We start from the raw sequence: 18,340 nt of genomic DNA on the forward strand, positions 1-18,340 counted from the left end.
AGGTGTCGCCGGATCGAATTTTGAGGAGCGTCCCTGATCGAGCAGACCGACCTGGCCACCGTCGAATTTCGCGTCGATGACCATCTGGCGACCGCGGCGCTGAACCGTCCCGAGCGGGTGAACGGCTTCACCCGGCAGACGGCGGCCGCCATCGCCGCCCGCGACGACATGTCCAACGCCCACATCGGCAACGCGGGTGCCAATCCCGATTCGCTCAACAACAAGAAGCGACCACGAACGCGGTGACAAAGACGCCACTCCCCGATCTCGTCCTCGTCCACGGCGGTGAGCATGCCGGTGATTGCTGGAATCTCGTCGTCGCCGAATTGCACCGCCAGGCACCGGAACTGCGCACCCTGGCCGTGGATCTCCCCGGCCGCGGCCGCACGCCCGGAGACCTCGCATCTGCCACCATCGCCAAATGGGTCGACTCCGTCGTGGCGGACATCGAGCGGGAGGGGTTTGGCGACATCGTAATCGTCGGCCACTCGATGGCCGGGGTGACGGTGCCCGGTGTCGTCACCAAACTCGGGTCCTCCCGGGTGCGGGAGATGATCCTGGCCGCCGCGTTCGTACCGCCGCAGGGCCTGTCCATCGCGGACACGTTGCGCGGTCCATTGGCCGTCTTCGCGCGGCAGGCCGCGAAGGGCGGCCGACCGATGAAGATTCCACGCCTCGTATCCCGATATGCGTTCTGCAACGGCATGACTCGCAAACAACGTCGACTTACGATGGCGCTGCTGTCTGCCGAGTCGCCGAAGATCCCCGGCGAGCCGGTAGATCGCAGCGAAATGCCCGACGACGTGCCGCGCACCTGGATACTGACTACTCGCGACCGAGCGCTCTCACAGGCGTCGCAGCACGCCAGCATGGCCGCGCTCGGCGGCGTGCAGGAGGTCATCCCGATCGCTGCCTGCCACGAATTGATGTTCAGCCACCCGGAGCGGCTGGCGGAGATCCTCCTCGCCCGATGCCGACTGCGGAGCTGAAATCATTTGCGGCGCCGGGCGACCGCGCGACGAGAGGTATCGAAAATAATATGACCGTGGACTCGGCCGGCACTATGCCCACGTGCTTCTTCGTCACCAACGGCCCAGACTATGTGCCAACTCCTTTAGCGAGAGGGCCGTGGGGTCCTTCCCTGAGTGGCAACTACATCGGTGGACTACTCGGGCGTGCGGTCGAGCAACAAGTCGATGACATCGATCTGCAACCCGCCCGGCTGACGGTGGACCTACTCAGGCCAGTGGCACTGCAGGCCGTACAGGTGCATTCGTCGGTGGTGCGCGACGGCCGCAGACTTCGGCTGGTCGACGCGGTCATGACTCAGAACGACGCCACCGTGGCACGGGCCAGTGCTCTGTACCTGCGTCGCAGTGAGTTGGCCATGGACAAGGTGTGGACGTGGCCCGTTGCGATGCCTGCAGTCCCCGCCGAGCCCGACGTCGTGCCCGACGACCTGCCCCTCTTGTTGCATTCGTACGGTCGCGACCCGGTTGCTGGCACTCCCGGTGTCGGCGTCACCGAGTGGAGACACAACGGGCAGAAGTTCGCGTGGGTTCGGGAGACGAAGACGCTCGTCGATGACGAGCCGCTGTCACCCTTCACTCGCGCAGTCATGGCCGGTGACCTCACCAGTTCCCTAACCCACTGGGGCATTGCGGGACTGCAGTTCATCAACGCCGACTACACGATCTCGCTCAGTCGCTTGCCGAAAGGCGTCTACATCGGACTGGCATCGGTAACGCACTACGACCATGAGGGCGTTGCCACCGGCGTCGCGACGTTGTTCGACGAAGAGGGGCCCATCGGCAGCGGGCTGGCCACGGCGTTGGCGAATGACGGGTTCTCGCCGCCGATGTCGATGGTGTCGACTTGACTCGCGCGCGTTCCCTTCTGTGTGGGAACTGCCGAGGTTGTTCTTGCGTGGATGGTCAATCCGTTGTCGGCGACACGCGTCCCCGATCCAAGGGGAAGTTCACTGTCACAACGCCAAGGGTATGGCGATGTCTGACAATGATGTCACAACATCTCCCAGCGGTATTTCGCAATATTTTCCGCGAGCACGCGCTATTTCGCGCAAGGATCTCTGGGGCGATGATGCAGGGAGTTGTCTATATCTGACGGTGATGGCACACTTTGGGGAGTAGCCAGGTCACAGTTTTCCCACAGGGTGCGCGCGGATAGGAATCGAGGTTGGGATTGACCACCGACGAACTTCCCAAGGTTTCCACCGACCTTCCGCAAGTCCCGGGGCAGGCGGTGCCGCTTGAGCGCAAGGATCGACGCCGATAGGTGCATGGGCCATGGCATGTGTTTATACATTGGCGCCCAACGTATTCGAGTATGACGACGCGGGTATCACCACGTGATTGGAGATGGTGAGGTGCCGCCGGAGCACCCAGATGAAGCACGCAACGGTGCCGCGAACTGCCCTGAGGGCGCGATATCCGGGGCGGGCTGACTCCGATGACTTCGAGTCGATTGGTGGTCTGCGCGAGCCACAGCCCCGGCAAGGAGCGCGACGTCGAGAAGGCGTTCGGGTCCGAATTTCGCTCCGCCCTGGCGACCGCTGCCGATGCGGTGAACAGCTTCGACCCCGACATCGTCATCGTGTTCGGTGGCGATCACCGTCGCGCATTCACCACTGTGGTACCCACGTTCGGGGTTGCACTGTCCGCTTCGATCATCGCGGAGGGCGGCCATCCCGCAGGCGAACTGGCGGTGCCGGCGGCGTTGGCACGCGCGCTGTGCGAGCACTTGCTCAGTGAGGCATTCGACGTCGCGGTTTGTCGCGACGTCAAACTGGACCATGCTTTCGCACAGCCGATTCGGGATCTGTTGGGCACACTACATGCCAAGCCTGTCATTCCGATTGCGGTGAATTGCGCAACAGCCCCGCTGCCGACCGGTCGGCGAGTCGCCGACTTCGGCGCGGCGGTCGGGCGTTTCCTCGACACGGTGAATCAGCGGGTGCTGCTCATCGGCACCGGCGGTCTGTCCCATTCGCCACCAAGCCTAGAAGTCGACACGTACCAACTCAGCGACGACGAACGGGCGCGAATCATCGCTGCGGGAATGGCAGATGCGCGCAACAAGATACGGCCGGACTGGGATGCCGAGGTGCTGCAGGCGATGTCGACCTGGGACGCCGCGACGCTGATTCGACTCGTGGACTCCGCGCACACGCGGGCAGGTGCCGGCGCCAACGAGGTCAGGACCTGGGTCGCCGCCGGTGCCGCCGGTGGCGGTAGGCCAGTCAACCCTCTGGCCTACGAGCCGGTTCCGGAATGGATCACAGGGATGGCCGTCGCCGCGTCCGCCCCCGGTGCGTTAGGTCGTGTGACCGAAGAACCCGCGCTGAAGACAGCTGATCAATAGCTCGACCAGACCGTCACCGTCAATGGGCTCCGGCAGATCCAACGCCGCCTGCGGCACCCGGGTGACGAGCGCGCGCAAGATCAGCGCCGAAACCAATGGATCGAACGGGTATGGACCAGGTCGACGAATCAGCATTCTCGCCGCGCCGAGGTCCATCAGGACCTGGCCGTGCTCACCGATGCCGACGATCGTTGGGTCGTCGGTGGCAGCCTCCGCCCACGCCTCGATGCAGCCGGAATACCGGTCGTAGAACTCGACGTAGGTGGCTAGCCAGTGTCGCAGAGTCGGCCCTTCCGTGATTGGGTCGACGTGCGAAATTCTATCTGCGAAAGCCTTTCCGGCCCCGTAGATCTCAGCCGCCACGGCGGCGAGCAGATCCTGCTTGTCACTGAAGTACTTGTAAAACGTGCCTCGCGCGACGTCGGCGGCCTCCACGATGTCGTCGACGCTGGTGCTGCGGTAGCCGCGAGCGCGGAACTGAGCCGCACCGGCTTCGGCCAGCGCCGTGACCGTGGCGACGGCCCGCTTGCTGAGACTGGCGGTGCGTTCGCTGATCGAAAGTCCCTCGACCGTCGGTTCGTCTGGCAGCTCGACGGCGTCCACGTCTGCGGCCGGGTTGGTGCTGCCATGTAGCCGCAGCGAGGTCAACACCGCAGGCGGCGTGTCGGGGAACAACATCAGCTGCAGGAAGACCGAGAGCGTGTCGACCGCATCTTTCGCAGTACGGCCGTAGGCGCGGTTGGTGTGCACGAACAGGTTGATGCGGTGCACGAGTGCGGTCATCGTCATGGCCGCCACTTCCTGGTCGAGGCCTCGCAGGCCCGACGCGCCGAGCCGCTCGGCGACGCGGTGGTTGTAGCTGCGCACGAATCGGGTGATCTCCGGGCGCACCTTGGTGTCCGAGGAGGCGATGGCCGTCCACTGCACGAACATCGTGGAGTACTTGTCGAATACCCAGCTCCACTCTCCGAGCCACCAGTTCAGGTTGTCGAATCCCACCTCGTCCGGCCCGAGCGGCCCGATGCGGCGAGCCACTCGGAACAACGCGCTCCCGCATTCATTGAGCAACTCAAGGAAGATCTCGTCCTTGCCCTTGAAGTACTGGTACAGGGTGGCCCGGGACACTCCGGCACCTTTGGCGATCGCATCGACGGAGGTGTCGAAGTACCCGAGTCGGCCGAACAACTCCAGGGAAACCTCGGTGATCTTGCTCCTCGTACTGGCCCCGCGGGCACCGATGGCGGGGCTGGACGGGCCGTAACTGGCCCGGCGGACGATCGAGGCTTCGGACATGATCGGTTAAGCCTATGGCCGATCCGCGTTCGACGTGGCACTCGGTGGCGCGTTTCGCGGTATGAGGAATTGTGCGGAACCGGTGATTGCGACCCCGCCGGTCTGGCGGGTGACGGTCAACTCGACAGACAGGCGGTCAGCGTCCCCCTCCTCGCAGATCTCGGTGACGGTCCCCGCGCACGTCAGTACGTCACCCGGCCAGACCTGTTCGCGGAATCTGACCCCGAAACGGCGCACGTTGCCCGCGCCCATCCAATCGGTCGCAAATCCCGCGAGCAGCGCTGCCGAGAACATTCCCTGCGCGAACACCGACGGGTATCCGGCGGACCGCGCGAGTTCGTCGTCGTAATGCATGGGGTTCAGGTCCCCGGACGCCCCCGCATAGCGGACGAACATCTGACGGGTGAGCGGACCGAATTCGCGTGGTGGGGCCTCCGCGCCGACCCGCAAGGCAGTTGCGGCCGTCACTTCTCGGCCGCCGTTTCGATGAACGTCGCCTTCGCCTCGGCAACCAATGCTCCTGCGGCATCCCGGTATTCGGTTACTACAGTGGCGAAGCGCATCGTGCCGCCGCGCTTACCCGGCTTTTCGAACCGGTCGACCACCCGCTCCTGAGCGGTGAGCACGTCGCCCGCAGCGGGCAGGTCGCCATAGAAGGCGTACTCCTGTTCGCCGTGTAGCAGGCGCTTGCGGTCGAAGCCCACGCTGACCCGCACACCGGGCGGCGCCCACCGGGCGGCGCTGGTGAGGAACGTGGGCGGAATGATCGCGTCGGGGCCGCGGTAGGCAGGCTCGTCGCTCAGCATGGCCTCGGCGAACTCGGCGATCTTGCCGCGCTCGACGACGACCTCCCAGGGCTGTCCGTGGCCCAGATCGGCGTCGCCTTCGGACGGTGCAGTCATAGTGACCAATAGTGTCAGAAAAAGTACCGGAAGGAAACCGATAGGGCGTCTACAGCACAAATGAGCCGCTTGTCGAAAGATGACATTGGTGCCAGAATCGGTCTTCATGGTCGAGTTGGCGGCAAGCTACGTCGCAGGCAAATGGATCACGGGTGCCCCCGCCGAGACGATCGACGTGACGTCCCCGGCCAGCGGCGAGGTGCTGGGGACCGTCAGTGTCGCCGGGCGAGACGACGTCGACGCCGCCGTTGCAGCCGCTCGCGCTGCCCTGCCCGCATGGGCCGCCACCTCTCCCGCCGAGCGCGGCGCCGCACTCGGCCGGTTGGCCGATGCGCTCGAGGCGCGCAAGGGTGAACTGGCCGACCTGACGACCGCCGAGATCGGATCACCGCGATCCTGGAGCACCTTCGGTCAGGTGATCACCGCCGTCGGCGTGCTAAAGGCCTATGCCTCCATCACCGCCGACTATCCCTTCTTCGCCACCCGTCCCTCGATGACGGGCGGGACGGTCGAGGTGCGCCACGTACCCGTCGGGGTGGTCGGCGCGATCGTGCCATGGAACACGCCGTTGTTCATCGCCGCGTTGAAGCTCGGCCCCGCACTGGCCGCAGGGTGCACGGTGGTCTTGAAACCGGCACCCGACGCACCGCTGGAATTCGCCGCGCTGACCGACGCGATCGAACAGGCCGGAATCCCCGACGGCGTGGTCAACGTCGTGAACGGCGGTGCCGCCACGGGCGAGCTGCTCACCGAGCATCCGGGAGTCGACAAGGTCAGCTTCACCGGATCGACGGCAGTGGGTGCGCGGATCGCCGCGTCGTGCGGGTCTCGCATCCGCCGATACAGCCTCGAACTGGGTGGTAAGTCCGCGGCCATCGTCCTGCCCGACGCGGAGCTGGAGAGCGCGGTGCCCGGATTGGTCAGCGGCGTGATGGGAAACAATGGCCAGCTCTGCGCGGCCCTGACGCGAATCCTGTTGCCGCGCAGCCGCTACGGCGAATACGTGACGGCGTTGACCGATGCGGTCGCCGGCCTCACCGTAGGAGATCCGGCCGACCGGTCCACCGACATCGGACCGGTGATCAACGAGGCGGCTCGCGACAAGGCGGAGGGCTTCCTGCGGCGTGCGCGAGAAGAGGGCGCCACGATCCTGGTGGGCGGCGAACGGCCGGACCGCCCAGGCTGGTACGTCGCCCCGGCGCTCGTCGCGGCGACCAACGACATGGAGATCGCCCGCGAGGAGGTCTTTGGTCCGGTCGCGGTCGTCATCGCCTATGACGACGTTGGCGACGATACCGCCGCCGAAGCGGTTGCCATCGCCAACGACTCTCGCTACGGACTTGTCGGTGCGGTGTGGTCGTCCGACGCGGCGCGTGCTTCGGCGGTTGCGACACGGCTCGAGGTCGGATCGGTGGCCGTCAACTCGACAGCCGTGCTGGACTTCGCCAGCCCGTTCGGCGGGTTCAAGCAATCCGGCATCGGCCGCGAAGGCGGTCCCGAGGGCATCGCCGGCTTCATCGAATATCAGGCCATCATCCGTTGAGGACAGAAAGGGCGTGCCCATGAGCATGCAGACCCAGGCGGCGGTCCTGTACGAGCGCAACACGCCGTGGACGATCGAGACCATCGAGCTCGACGCGCCGAAGGCGACCGAGGTACTGGTCGAACTTCATGCATCAGGTATGTGCCATTCCGACGACCACCTCGTCACTGGTGACATGCCGATCGCCCTGCCCTGCATCGGTGGGCACGAGGGTGCCGGCGTGGTCAAGGCCGTCGGCGATCATGTGTCGTGGCTCGCTCCTGGCGACCACGTGGTGTTCAGCTTCATTCCATCCTGCGGCCGGTGCCCGTCGTGTTCGACCGGTCATCAGAGCCTGTGCGATCTTGGCGCAAAGATCTACTCCGGCATGCAGATTCACGACGGAACCGCCCGCCACCATATCGGCGACAAGGACCTCGCGTTAGCCTGCGGCGTCGGTTCGTTCTCGCATCACACCGTGGTCCACGAGGCGAGCTGCGTCAAGATCCCGGAGCACTACCGACTCGACCTCGCCTGCCTGCTCGGCTGCGGCTTCATCACCGGATGGGGATCGGCGGTGTACGCCGCCGACGTACGGCCGGGAGACACCGTGGCCGTCGCCGGCGTCGGCGGCATAGGCGCAGCGGCGGTCCAGGGCGCCCGGCTCGCGGGTGCGCGCACCATAACCGTGATCGACCCGTCGGAGTACAAGCGGGAAGAAGCGGCGAAGATGGGTGCGACCCACACGGTGGCGGACTGGCAGGAAGCGAAAGCCGTTGTCGCCGAGGCCACCTGGAACCGCGGCGTGGACAAGTTCATCTGCGCGATGGGCGTCGGCGACGGCCAGCTGGTCGGCCAGGCCCTCGCGATGACGGCCAAGCGGGGCAGGCTGGTGGTCACCAACATCCATCCGATGTTGGAGCGCGAGATCCGGGCCAATTTGATGGACCTGACACTGACCGAGAAGCAGATCATCGGAACGCTGTACGGCTCGGGCAATCCGCGCGCCGACATCCCCAAGATTCTCGAGTTGTACAGCGCCGGCCAGGTGGACCTCGACACCATGGTCACCCGAACGTATCCATTGGAGAAGGTCAACGACGGCTACGCCGACATGCACGCGGGAGCCAACATCCGCGGCGTCCTGCTCTACCCGCCGGCGGAGCCGTCAGCGGGCTGACCGCGGTACGCGCATGCAATTGTCTGACCTGATCCCCCGCCGAGGCACGGCCGTCATCATTTCCGAGATGCAGCGCGGCATCGTCGGCGACCTGGCGCCAGAGGCAATGCGTGAGCTCTCGGGTGCGGTCGCTGCCGCGCGACTACCAACGAGGCTAGCTGAATTCTGCGCCCAGGCACGCGAACTCGACGTACCGGTCATTCATGCCACCCTGCAGTTCCGGGCCAATCACGTCGGCGTCCGGATCAATACTCCGCTACTGGCCGCGACGCTCGGACACGACGCAAGCTACATGGCGGAGGGCAGTCCCGCGGCCGAGATCATCGCTGAATTGGCGCCCTTAGAACCCGACGTCGTGCATGCGCGCCGACATGGCATGTCCGCCTTTACCGGCACCGACCTCGACGCCATCCTGCGCAGCCTCGACATCGAGTCGCTCGTGATCGGCGGGGTGTCGGTGAACGAGGCAATCATCGGCATGGCCATCGAGGCGGTCAATCTCGGGTACCGCGTCGCCGTGCTCAGCGACGGAGTATCAGGGCTCCCAGCGGAATTCGTCGACGCCATGCTCCGCCATTCGCTCCGGCTACTCGGTCCCACACCGACGACCCGGGACGTGATGACCGCCTGGCACAACTGCTAGGGGCCTCAGGCCTGTACGGGCTCCCAGCCGCCACCCTCGGAGGAGCGGCGCGCGGCGTCGATCACTGCGAGTGACAGCAGTCCATCCTCGAAGGTGGCAGCTTCGCTCGGACCCCCGTCGAACGCGGGCAGCCAGTCCTGCAGCATCAGCGCCATCGCCCGGCTGGCATGGCCCGCCAGCCCGTCGGGGAGCCGCTCGGGATGCGCAGGCTCGCGGTCGTCGACGGTCAGCGGCCTCAGCCCGTCGTCAGCCGCGGCGCCGAGACGATATGCCGCAGAGCGTAAATCGCCGTCACCGATGATCGTGCCGTCGGAGCCGAAGAGTTCCAGTCGGTAGTGGTCGGCGTGGGCGCCCATCACCGAAACACTCAGGACAGCGGTCACCCCGGACTCCATGCGCATCAGCAGCGCCGCGGTGTCGTCGGCGGTGACGCGCAGCGTCCCACCATCGGGCAGCTCACGAGTGGGGTCACTGGTGCGCACCTCCGCGCACACCGACACCGGCCGACCGAGCAAGCTGCACAGGAAGTCAAGATCGTGCACCAACATGCCTGCCAGGTATCCGCCGCCCTGCTCACGGTCGTACATCCAGTGAGCCTGCAGGGGATGGCTCGGGTGCCAATACGATGCGCTGCGGCTCACGCGCGCGAGGTACTGCGTGCCCAGGAAGCCGGAACGCACCCGGTCCGCGACGGCCAACCAGTCTGGGTTCCACCGGTTCTCGAAGCAACAGGCGGTGGGCACGTTGGCCTCGGCGGCGGCGCGCACCATGTCACGCGCCGCATCCAGGTCACCGGCAAGCGGCTTCTCGCACAGCACGGGCTTACCTGCGGCCAGCGCGGCCAGCGTCATGTCGTGGTGCAGGGTCGTCGGCGTCGCGACCGAGATGACGTCGAGGTCGTCTCGCGTAACGAACGACTTCCAATCGATCGAGGTCTCTTCGATGCCAAGCTTGGTGGCCACCCGTGCGAGGCGCTCCGGAGTGCGTGCGCAGAGTGCCACGGGCTCGAAACCCTTGGCCGCCCGGAATCCCGGCACCTGCACATGGGCACCCCAGCCGACGCCGATGATGCCGACCCGTAATGTCATCTGCACTCCCCAATCTTGCCGTCGGCCCGGCTCGGTGCGCCCGGACCCAGTAGTGACGCTAATGTTAGATGACTCCTGTGTTCAAGAGTGCGATTCGAAGTCAACCGCTTATATCGGCCGGTACTGCGACGTTGCCTAAAAGTGACATGAGTGCCAGAATCGGATGCTGTGAGCGCGACGGACATCGATGAGCAGCACTTCGCCCCGCTGGTCGACCTGCAATGGTGGCAGGAGCGGCCTGGCGACCGGACGGAGCTGTACCGACGCCTCCGCGAGGCTGGGGGCCCGGTGTTCGTCCGTACCAACCGTCCCGGCTCCCCGCGCGTGCGCGGATTCTGGGCGGTCGGATCGCACCGCGATGTCATTGCCATCAGCCGTCGCCCCGCCGAGTTCGCTTCCGGGCAGGGCACCCAGATTTTCGACCAGACCGCCGAAATGCGCGAATACCGGGGCTCGATCATCGACATGGACGATCCCGAACACCAACGGCTCCGCAAGATCGTCTCGAGGGGCTTCAGTCCCCGGATCCTGTCCGAACTCCGCGGCCAGGTGCAGGAGACCACCGCCGAGATCCTCGAGGAGATGCCGCGCTCGGGCGAGTGCGATTTCGTCTCATCGTTCGCCACCCTGCTGCCGCTGCGCATCATCGACAACATGCTCGGTGTGCCGCGCGAGCACGAGCGGTTCATCCTGCGCGCCACAAACGTCGTGCTCGGCGCATCGGACCCCGAATATGTTCCCGACCAGACCGTGTCCGGCATCGAGAAGGCGGTGACCGAGACGAGCGAGCGACTCATCGAACTGCTGAAGGGCATCGCCGAAGATCGCATAACCAATCCCCGTGACGATGTGATCAGCAAGCTGGTCACCTCAGACGAGGAGAACCTGACCCCGCAGGAGTTGGCCAAGTTTTTCATCCTGCTGATCGGCGCGGGCAATGAGACCACGCGCAACGCGCTCACCCATGGCCTGCTGATCCTGAGCGAGCACCCCGACCAACGCGACAGGCTGCTGGCCAACTACGAAGAGCTGGCGCCGACAGCCATCGAAGAGATTCTGCGGTATGCCAGTCCGGTGATCCACATGCGCCGCACCGTGACCCGCGACGGGGTGACGCTCACCAATGAGGATGGCCAGGTCACCCATACGTTCAACGCGGGCGACAAAGTTGTCATGTGGTATCCCGCCGCCAATCGGGACCCCGCGGTCTTCGCCCGACCCGAAATCTTCGATATTGCTCGAAAACCCAACAACCACATTGCCTTCGGTGGTCCGGGTCCGCACTATTGCCTGGGCGCTCACCTGGCCCGCCTCGAGTTGAATGTGGCCTTCGACATGCTCTATGCGCGATACCCCGACATCACGGCGGCAGGTGAGCCAGTCATGCTGAGGTCGAATTTCGTCAACGGCATCAAACATCTGAAGGCGACCTACACACCGTGAGCACACCCCAAACGGTCCTGTCGGACATCTCCGACGGAGTCATGACCATCACCCTGAACCGGCCGGAGGCTGCCAACGCGGTCCGGCCCGACGACAGGGACGCGCTCATCGCGCTGTTGTCCACCGCCGACGGCGACGAGAAGGTGCGCGTCGTGGTGCTGCGCGCCAACGGCAAACACTTCTGCTCCGGCGCTGATGTGGGTTCGCTGGCCGATCGGCGCGCGCAGGGTGAGAAACGCGTGATGGAGCCCATGCGGCGCATCATGAACGGGGCCCAGAAGTTGGTGGCGTGTGTCCTGGACTGCAACAAGCCGGTGATCGCCGCGGTGCACGGGGCCGCAACCGGGCTTGGGGCGCATGTCGTCTACGCCTCCGATCTAGTGATTGCCACCGAAAACGCCTACTTCGCAGAGTCTTTCGTCAAACGCGGGCTCGTCGTCGACGGCGGTGGGTGCTACCTGCTACCTCGCCGCATCGGCATGCAGAAGGCTAAGGAAATGGCGTTCTTCGGCGAACGACTCACGGCCTCTGAGGCGTTGGGGCTGGGGCTGGTGAACCGGGTGGTGAGCGTCGAGAACTTCGATTCCACCGTCGCCGACTTCGCGGGACGGCTGGCCGGCGCGCCGACCAGTGCCATCGCGTTCACCAAGCGGCTTCTCAACGACTCCCCCGACACCGACCGGCCTGGCGCGTTCGTCGCGGAGGCGATGGCGCAGGAACTCCAGTCGTACTCGCACGACTCCAAAGAGGGCGTGCAGGCGTTCGTCGAGAAGCGTCCGACCGAGTTCACCGGGTGGTGACGGCCGTGGCAAGGGCAGATATTCCGACGATCGACGCCGCAAGTGCTTCATACTGGGAGGCGGCTCGGCAAGGTCGACTGCTGATCACCGAATGCGCGGCCTGCGGCAAGGTCCACCACTACCCGCGACCGTTCTGTCCGCACTGCTGGAGCGAGGATGTCCACCCCGTTCAGGCCAGCGGATTCGGAACGCTCTACACGTATTCGACTGTGTACGTGAATGATCTGCCCCCCTTCAAGGAGCGGCTGCCTTACGTAGCTGCGATCGTCGAACTGGACGAGGGGCCACGGCTCATGACGACGATCGACGGCGTCGAGCCGGATCGGCTGCGGGTCGGGATGCCGGTCACGGCGTTGTTTCGTGCGGTCGACGAGGACGATCCCGAAAGTCCCTACCTTACGGTGTTCACACCTAGCGAGGAGAACCAGTGACAGGACTACTCGAGGGCAAGGTCGCCCTGGTGACCGGCGCAGGCCATGGCATCGGCCGCGGTCACGCGCTTGAGCTGGCCAAGCACGGCGCCACCGTGATCGTCAATGATCTCGGCACCAGTCTGTCCGGTGAAGGCACCGGAAAAGTTGCCGACGAGGTGGTGGCCATTATCGAAAGCCGGGGCGGGAAAGCGGTTTCCGACTTCAGCGACGTGGGCGACGAGGAGCAGGTCGACCTCGCGGTGGAGCGGGCTTACTCGCAGCTCGGCCGCCTCGACATCGTCGTCAACAACGCGGGCATCGTGCGCGACAAGGCGATCTGGAACATGAGCGTCGACGACTTCGACCTCGTGATGCGGGTGCACGTCCGCGGCAGCTGGCTCACCAGCCGCGCCGTTGCCCGCAAATGGCGTGCGGAATCCAAGGCATCAGGCGGAAAGGTGTACGGACGCATCATCAATACCACCTCCGGAGCAGGCTTGCACGGTCACTTCGGACAGACCAACTACAGCACCGCGAAGTCGGCGATCGTGGGATTGACCCAGACGCTGAGCCTCGAGTTGGCGTCGATCGGCGCTACCGTGAACGCGATCAGCCCGGGCGGACGCACCCGGATGTCGGCGTCGATGCCAGGAGCGCAGGCGCCCATCGAACCCGACGAACGATCGGACGACGAGTTCGATCCCAAGGATCCGTCGCTCGGCTCCCCGGTGGTGGCCTGGCTGGCCAGCCCGGAGGCCGGACACGTCAGCGGTCAGGTGATTCGGGCCATGGGTGAACACCTTCAGCTGCTCAAAGGCTGGCATCCGGCAGCATCGGCATCTAACGGCCAGAAGCGCTGGGACGCAGGCAAACTCGGCGCCATCATGGCTACCGAGATATTCGGCACACGCAACACAGGACTACGACTCGGAGGTTAACGACCATGGCAGACATCGAAGAAGTCGAGCGAGAGTTCCGACGCTACTTCATGACCGGCCCCGTGCTCGAGGACTGGGCGGCCTGGGCCAACCTGTTCACCGACGACGCGACCTACTTCGACCACTTTTACGGAACCTTCACCGGTCCCGACGAGATCACCAAATTCCTCGAAGGCACGATGGGTGCCGCGCCGCAGGTCTACAGCCCGCTAATCTTCTACGTCATCGACGGGGCGCGGGTCGCCTACAAGGTGTTCAATCGTGCCGACAATCCGGAGCCCGGCGCACCGCCCATCGACTTCCCGTCCTATCAGTTCATCGAGTACGCCGGCGACGGAAAGTGGCGTTCCGAGGAGGACGTCTGGGTGATGGCCGAGATGAAGGAGTTTGCGCGGCGCTACTCCGCGGCCGCGAAGAGACATCCGCAGACGCTGGAACAGCAACTGCGCCGCGAGGACTGGGGGCCGTGGGTCGACTGGGCGCGGCCGGAGCCCGGGCACAGCGCCAGCCCGTCATGGTTGGGCAAGGACGGCTTCACGCCGTTCAAAGGCATCCAGGACATCGACTTCGGCGTTCGGTCGCACTGATGGTCAACCGAACAAGTACAGTCCGGACAGCATAGCCCACAGCCCGAGGCAGTAACCCTCGAAGATCAGGCGCAATGGTATTGGGGCACTGCGCAGTTCCATGAAGTCGAGCCCGACGAGCCGAACCTTGATCGCGGCAATCGCGAGCACTACGACTACCATCACCGATCCGGTGCCGTGGTCGGCGCCCAGCGCATAAGAGATCAGGGTCGCCACGATGAGAACCAGCCACGACAGTCCCGCGCGGCTGCGGACGAACGTGAGGGCCGACGGACCGGTCATCAGGCCACCAGGTACAGCAACGGAAACAGCACGATCCACAGCAGGTCGACGAGATGCCAGAAGCAGGCTCCGCCCTCCACGACAGCCATCCGCGTCGCACCGAGCTCGGGCCGCCCAGTCTGGGTCAGCAGGAATGTCAGGACACCCATGCCGACGCAGACGTGGAACAGGTGCACGCCGGTGAGGATGAAGTAGTAGAGGTAGAAGTGGTTCGCCCCGATTCCGTGCCCATCCACCACCAACGAGGAGTACTCGAAGGCCTTGAGCGCAATGAACGTTGCGCCGCAAGCGATCGCACCTGACACGACTGAGCGCGCTAGCCGATGCGCTCCCGAGCGCAGCGCTCCCAGCGCGACAACCACGAACAGTGAGCTCGTCAACAGCACCAGCGTGTTGGCGAGGCCGACCCCGAGGTGGAGCGTCTTGCGCGCGACGTCAAAGAGTTCGGGCGCCTTGTCGCGTTCGACCATGAAGGTGGCGAAGAACGCGCCGAAGACCAGCATGTCGCCGAGAAGGAAGACCCAGGTGCCACTCTCGCCAGGGAGCCGTCGGGCAGGCGCTGCAGTGGTCGAGGGCGCTTCGACGGTCACGACGCCGCGGCGGTCACCGGCTCCGCCGACTGCTCTGTACTGATCGACTGGATCAACACCACGGTCACCGCGATCATCCACACAGAGAACGCCACCAATGGAACCCAAAAGGCGAAAATCCCGTTCCAAGCCAGCGGGCCGTCGTTGAAGATCATGACCGCCCCACCCGGCAAGGCCAGAAGCGCGTACCACGCGTTCAGGTAGCCGAACCACCGCGGAAATGTTTCCGGTTCCGTCCGATCGAGAAAGGACGCCAAAGTCAAGACCAAGGCCTGGATCACCAGGGTCCCGACGATCCCGACGAACATCAGCCAGAACACGTCGTTAAGGGCTTGGGTGATCTGCGGATCGCGCTCTTCGGGACGAAAGGCCGCTGCAGCCATCACCATCATGGGAAAGAGGAAGCCCGGTACGAAGATGACCCCAGCGAAGATCTGGGTCATCGACAGCACTCCCCACTTGCCTTCGACGCGACGTACGCGCAGGCAGATGGTGGCCAACCAGGGTAACGCGACGCAGGCTGCTAGCAGGCTCAAGGCGAGACCGACCCGTACCCGCAGCTTGTTGGCGATGAGGAAGTCGGTGATGGCCGCAGCGCTGGCGGTCGGCGAGAGCGGCGGAATCAGCTTTGCGATGAGCATGAAGAAGATAAAGAACAGAGCGAGCATGGCGATGCCGCCCCACGCGGCGATGCGTTGGAGTTTGAGGTCCACGATGGCATCGTAACTATAATCCGCTCAATGTTTAACTAGTTTAATGGATCCGCGAACAGCGTACCCAACCTGTCGGGCGTGCTGCCGTGCAGAACCAGTTCATCGGCGCCGGCGTCCCGGTAGCGCTCGAACATCGCGTGGCAGGCACGCGCCGTTCCAACCGCCGCCGCCTCGCCGGTCCAGGCCATGGGCAATACCGACGCGACTTCTACCAGTTCTTCGCGGGTGAGCACAGAGTCCGCCGAGCCTTTGATACCAGCCAATAACGAATGGGATCGCAACCGTGTCAACGGTTCCCGATTCCACCCATTTACCGCCGCCAGGCGCTCTCCGAAGCCGGGAATCTGGTAGTACGTCACTGCCCGGGCACGCACCACGGCGAGTTCCGCTTCGGCGGGCAGCTCGCACGCCACCACGACGGTGGCATACACCCGCACGCTGCCCGTCCGCCGCCCAGCCGCGTGTTCGGCGTCGCGCAGGCGCTCGACTGAACGGCGAACGGCTGCAGGAGTGAGGAACGGATGCAAAAGCACACCGTCGAAGTGACGGCCCGCAAGTTCCAGGCCCTTGGGGCCGATCGCGGCGAAGACCAACGGCGGCACCGGTTGGTCGGGAAGGTCGTTGAGCCGCAGCGACGGATACTTCCCCGCGGGTCCGTCATAGTGGACCTTCTCGCCGCGGCACAGCCGCCGGAAGATGTCGGCGTGGTCGACGATCGCGGCGCTGGTGGAGCGCGGCAGCCCAACGGCCGTCCACATGGCGTCGACCGAGCGCCCGACGCCGAGAACGAACCGCCCGTCCGAGAGCGCCTGAGTCGTCATCGCAAGCGACGCCAGCAGCGCGGGATGCCGGGACTGCAAATGCGTGATACCCGAAGCGATTCGGACGCTCGACGTGACTTGGCTTAATGCGCCTGCGATCACTCCTAGGTCCTTGGTGCCCCACCGCTCGCTCAGCCACACCGTGCGCAGACCGAGCCGCTCTGCGGCTCGTGCCTGACCGATGGCCGCGCCGGGATCAGTGACACGTCCGGGAAGCACGTAGGCGCCGAGCGCGATGCCACCGGATTCATGTCGCTCCATGACCGCTATTCTGACAGTAGTGTTCAGGTTTGCAAAGGAGGTCTATGCCGTACACATCCGCGCGCGGTGACGTCGGCGACCGCATGCGCGAGGTCATGCGGGCGTGGCTTCCCGAACGGTTGGCGCCCGGTGGCGTGAACGCGTTCGAGATCTCCGAGTTCACGGCTCCGCAGGCCGGCTACTCCGGGAAGACGGCTTTCTTCACCGCCACCTGGACCGACCCATTCGGTGCACACCACGCCGCGGACCTGGTACTGCGCGCGCAGGCCGAGAACCACCAGCTGTTCACCACTCCCGACGCGCCGCGCCAGGCCGACGTGATGAAACGTCTGAGCGCGCATGGCCTTCCGGTGCCGGAGGTTATCGGAATCGAACGCGACGCGACGGTCCTCGGGTCGCCCTTCTATCTGATGCGACGGGTGTCGGGGCAGACACCTTCGGACGTTCCGAGCTGGCACAAGCGCGGGTGGACGGTCGACCTGTCGGCCGATGAGCGCTCAGTGCTATGCGACAACGGACTGCGGGCGCTGGTTGCGCTTCACCGCGTCGACGACCCGGACACGTTGGCCTTCCTCCGTGGTGACGCCGACCCGACCCGCACCGCGCTGCACCGCTATGTGGACGAGCTCCGCGGTTGGTTCGAATGGTGCCGCGCCGATCTCGTGGTGGGCGCCGACACGTTGGCCGAGGCACTGCGGGTCATCGTCCACTCGGCGCCCGACACCGACACCGACACCGACACCATCGTCTGGGGCGACGCACGGGTGGGGAACATGTGCTTCGGTGACAATCTCGAGGTCGTCGCGCTGTTCGACTGGGAGACCGCAGGCACCGGGCCGCCGGACATCGACCTCGGTTGGTGGCTGATGTTCGAGCGCTTTCTGTGCGAAGCGCTGGGCTTCACCCGGCTACCCGGCATCCCCGACGACGACGGGTTCGTGCGCCGCTATCTCGACTTTGGTGGCCGCCTGACTGGCGATATCGCCTACTACCAACTGGTGGCGGCTTTCGTGCTGTCGCTGATCAACAACCGGCTCGCCCGATTACTCGTGCGCGACGGCTTGGACGCCACGACGGCGATGAGCTATCCGCGGACGTCTGTCGCGTTGGTGGAGCACTACCTCGACAGGATCTGACAAGCTGTCAGGCGACGCCAGCGTTGTCAGGATGTCGGGCGCGAAGGCCTCGAACGGAGCGGCCATGACCGTGGCCGCGGCCTTGGTGGCCGCGGTGGCCAACGCTTCGCGCAGTTCCGGGTGACCGACGCCGACGACACCCGCCGTCGACCACGTTGGACAAGTCGCGGGACCGACGCTGGGCCTCATCAACGTTCTGCGACTCGTCATAGGACACCATCTTGGTCATCACGGGGACGCCTTCAGTCGCGGGAACCACGTCCGCCACGTCTAGGCGTATTGCCTCCTGGATCCCCACGGCACCAACGCTTCCCCGCCCCAATGTCGCGGTAGACGCGTTCGCGCTA

22 protein-coding genes are annotated in these 18,340 nt (G+C 65.2%); 14 read left to right on the forward strand and 8 right to left on the reverse strand.

The genetic code is table 11. The annotated features are described in order from the left end of the window. Positions 1-117 precede the first annotated feature (117 nt). The 5 genes from OCQ_RS27225 to OCQ_RS13690 all read left to right on the forward strand — a co-directional run bounded on the left by OCQ_RS27225 (position 118) and on the right by OCQ_RS13690 (position 3,381). On the forward strand, positions 118-246 hold the full coding sequence (locus tag OCQ_RS27225; RefSeq protein ID WP_014384909.1) for a hypothetical protein: 129 nt from the start codon (positions 118-120) through the stop codon (positions 244-246). Beyond that, positions 243-989 (forward strand): alpha/beta fold hydrolase, encoded by a 747-nt coding sequence (locus OCQ_RS13680; RefSeq protein WP_014384910.1) that lies wholly within the window; start codon positions 243-245, stop codon positions 987-989. Before OCQ_RS27225 ends, OCQ_RS13680 begins: the two co-directional genes overlap by 4 nt. A 50-nt stretch (positions 990-1,039) precedes the next feature. Then, positions 1,040-1,879: a thioesterase family protein gene (locus OCQ_RS13685; protein WP_041784998.1), complete on the forward strand. Its 840-nt coding sequence runs from the start codon at positions 1,040-1,042 to the stop codon at positions 1,877-1,879. 507 nt (positions 1,880-2,386) lie between these two features. Further along, a complete protein-coding gene (locus OCQ_RS27350) occupies positions 2,387-2,464 on the forward strand; it encodes a hypothetical protein (protein ID WP_407937428.1) in 78 nt (25 codons plus the stop codon). 5 nt (positions 2,465-2,469) lie between these two features. Further along, complete coding sequence (locus tag OCQ_RS13690; protein ID WP_014384912.1) at positions 2,470-3,381, forward strand: 3-carboxyethylcatechol 2,3-dioxygenase; 912 nt, start codon at positions 2,470-2,472, stop codon at positions 3,379-3,381. Here OCQ_RS13690 and OCQ_RS13695 read toward each other — a convergent pair. Genes OCQ_RS13695 through OCQ_RS13705 form a run of 3 tightly spaced genes read right to left on the reverse strand, consistent with a single transcriptional unit; the run spans position 3,334 to position 5,576 of the window. Beyond that, positions 3,334-4,674: a TetR/AcrR family transcriptional regulator gene (locus tag OCQ_RS13695; protein WP_014384913.1), complete on the reverse strand. Its 1,341-nt coding sequence runs from the start codon at positions 4,672-4,674 to the stop codon at positions 3,334-3,336. The genes OCQ_RS13690 and OCQ_RS13695 overlap by 48 nt on opposite strands. A 12-nt stretch (positions 4,675-4,686) precedes the next feature. Continuing rightward, complete coding sequence (locus tag OCQ_RS13700) at positions 4,687-5,142, reverse strand: MaoC/PaaZ C-terminal domain-containing protein (protein WP_041784999.1); 456 nt, start codon at positions 5,140-5,142, stop codon at positions 4,687-4,689. Then, complete coding sequence (locus OCQ_RS13705; protein ID WP_014384915.1) at positions 5,139-5,576, reverse strand: FAS1-like dehydratase domain-containing protein; 438 nt, start codon at positions 5,574-5,576, stop codon at positions 5,139-5,141. The genes OCQ_RS13700 and OCQ_RS13705 overlap by 4 nt, the downstream gene beginning before the upstream one ends. Before the next feature lie 79 nt (positions 5,577-5,655). Between OCQ_RS13705 and OCQ_RS13710 the strand changes: the two genes are divergently transcribed. The 3 genes from OCQ_RS13710 to OCQ_RS13720 are packed head-to-tail and all read left to right on the forward strand — an operon-like array spanning position 5,656 to position 8,921. Next, positions 5,656-7,119: an aldehyde dehydrogenase gene (locus tag OCQ_RS13710; RefSeq protein ID WP_014384916.1), complete on the forward strand. Its 1,464-nt coding sequence runs from the start codon at positions 5,656-5,658 to the stop codon at positions 7,117-7,119. 25 nt (positions 7,120-7,144) lie between these two features. Further along, positions 7,145-8,278: a Zn-dependent alcohol dehydrogenase gene (locus tag OCQ_RS13715; protein WP_041785616.1), complete on the forward strand. Its 1,134-nt coding sequence runs from the start codon at positions 7,145-7,147 to the stop codon at positions 8,276-8,278. A gap of 19 nt (positions 8,279-8,297) precedes the next feature. Then, complete coding sequence (locus tag OCQ_RS13720; protein WP_158023544.1) at positions 8,298-8,921, forward strand: cysteine hydrolase; 624 nt, start codon at positions 8,298-8,300, stop codon at positions 8,919-8,921. Between the two features lie 5 nt (positions 8,922-8,926). Here the strand turns inward: OCQ_RS13720 and OCQ_RS13725 are convergent, their stop codons facing one another. Continuing rightward, a complete protein-coding gene (locus OCQ_RS13725; RefSeq protein ID WP_041785618.1) occupies positions 8,927-10,009 on the reverse strand; it encodes a Gfo/Idh/MocA family protein in 1,083 nt (360 codons plus the stop codon). 168 nt (positions 10,010-10,177) lie between these two features. Between OCQ_RS13725 and OCQ_RS13730 the strand changes: the two genes are divergently transcribed. The 5 genes from OCQ_RS13730 to OCQ_RS13750 are packed head-to-tail and all read left to right on the forward strand — an operon-like array spanning position 10,178 to position 14,190. Next, positions 10,178-11,452 (forward strand): cytochrome P450, encoded by a 1,275-nt coding sequence (locus OCQ_RS13730; RefSeq protein ID WP_041785000.1) that lies wholly within the window; start codon positions 10,178-10,180, stop codon positions 11,450-11,452. Further along, positions 11,449-12,252 carry an enoyl-CoA hydratase/isomerase family protein gene (locus OCQ_RS13735; protein ID WP_014384921.1) on the forward strand — a complete coding sequence of 268 codons (804 nt, stop codon included), beginning with the start codon at positions 11,449-11,451 and terminating at the stop codon, positions 12,250-12,252. The genes OCQ_RS13730 and OCQ_RS13735 overlap by 4 nt, the downstream gene beginning before the upstream one ends. Further along, a complete protein-coding gene (locus OCQ_RS13740; RefSeq protein WP_139826540.1) occupies positions 12,249-12,683 on the forward strand; it encodes a Zn-ribbon domain-containing OB-fold protein in 435 nt (144 codons plus the stop codon). Before OCQ_RS13735 ends, OCQ_RS13740 begins: the two co-directional genes overlap by 4 nt. Continuing rightward, the gene (locus OCQ_RS13745; RefSeq protein WP_014384923.1) at positions 12,680-13,603 is read left to right on the forward strand and encodes an SDR family NAD(P)-dependent oxidoreductase; all 924 of its coding nucleotides are present in this window, start codon (positions 12,680-12,682) and stop codon (positions 13,601-13,603) included. Before OCQ_RS13740 ends, OCQ_RS13745 begins: the two co-directional genes overlap by 4 nt. Before the next feature lie 5 nt (positions 13,604-13,608). Continuing rightward, on the forward strand, positions 13,609-14,190 hold the full coding sequence (locus OCQ_RS13750; RefSeq protein WP_014384924.1) for a nuclear transport factor 2 family protein: 582 nt from the start codon (positions 13,609-13,611) through the stop codon (positions 14,188-14,190). A 3-nt stretch (positions 14,191-14,193) separates the two neighbouring features. On the opposite strand, the gene OCQ_RS13755 is transcribed toward OCQ_RS13750, so the two are convergent. From OCQ_RS13755 to OCQ_RS13770, 4 genes are all read right to left on the reverse strand, one after another. Then, a complete protein-coding gene (locus OCQ_RS13755; protein WP_014384925.1) occupies positions 14,194-14,472 on the reverse strand; it encodes a cytochrome C oxidase subunit IV family protein in 279 nt (92 codons plus the stop codon). Then, complete coding sequence (locus OCQ_RS13760) at positions 14,472-14,975, reverse strand: cytochrome c oxidase subunit 3 (RefSeq protein ID WP_014384926.1); 504 nt, start codon at positions 14,973-14,975, stop codon at positions 14,472-14,474. The genes OCQ_RS13755 and OCQ_RS13760 overlap by 1 nt, the downstream gene beginning before the upstream one ends. An 83-nt stretch (positions 14,976-15,058) precedes the next feature. Continuing rightward, positions 15,059-15,775, reverse strand: coding sequence for a hypothetical protein (locus OCQ_RS13765; protein WP_014384927.1), 717 nt, complete (start codon positions 15,773-15,775; stop codon positions 15,059-15,061). A 35-nt stretch (positions 15,776-15,810) separates the two neighbouring features. After that, the gene (locus OCQ_RS13770; RefSeq protein ID WP_014384928.1) at positions 15,811-16,857 is read right to left on the reverse strand and encodes a TIGR03857 family LLM class F420-dependent oxidoreductase; all 1,047 of its coding nucleotides are present in this window, start codon (positions 16,855-16,857) and stop codon (positions 15,811-15,813) included. Between the two features lie 44 nt (positions 16,858-16,901). Here OCQ_RS13770 and OCQ_RS13775 point away from each other — a divergent pair, with 44 nt between their 5' ends. Beyond that, complete coding sequence (locus OCQ_RS13775) at positions 16,902-17,993, forward strand: phosphotransferase family protein (RefSeq protein ID WP_014384929.1); 1,092 nt, start codon at positions 16,902-16,904, stop codon at positions 17,991-17,993. The last annotated feature ends 347 nt before the right edge of the window (positions 17,994-18,340 follow it).

It is taken from the genome of Mycobacterium paraintracellulare (assembly GCF_000276825.1).
GTDB classification, from domain to species: domain Bacteria; phylum Actinomycetota; class Actinomycetes; order Mycobacteriales; family Mycobacteriaceae; genus Mycobacterium; species Mycobacterium intracellulare.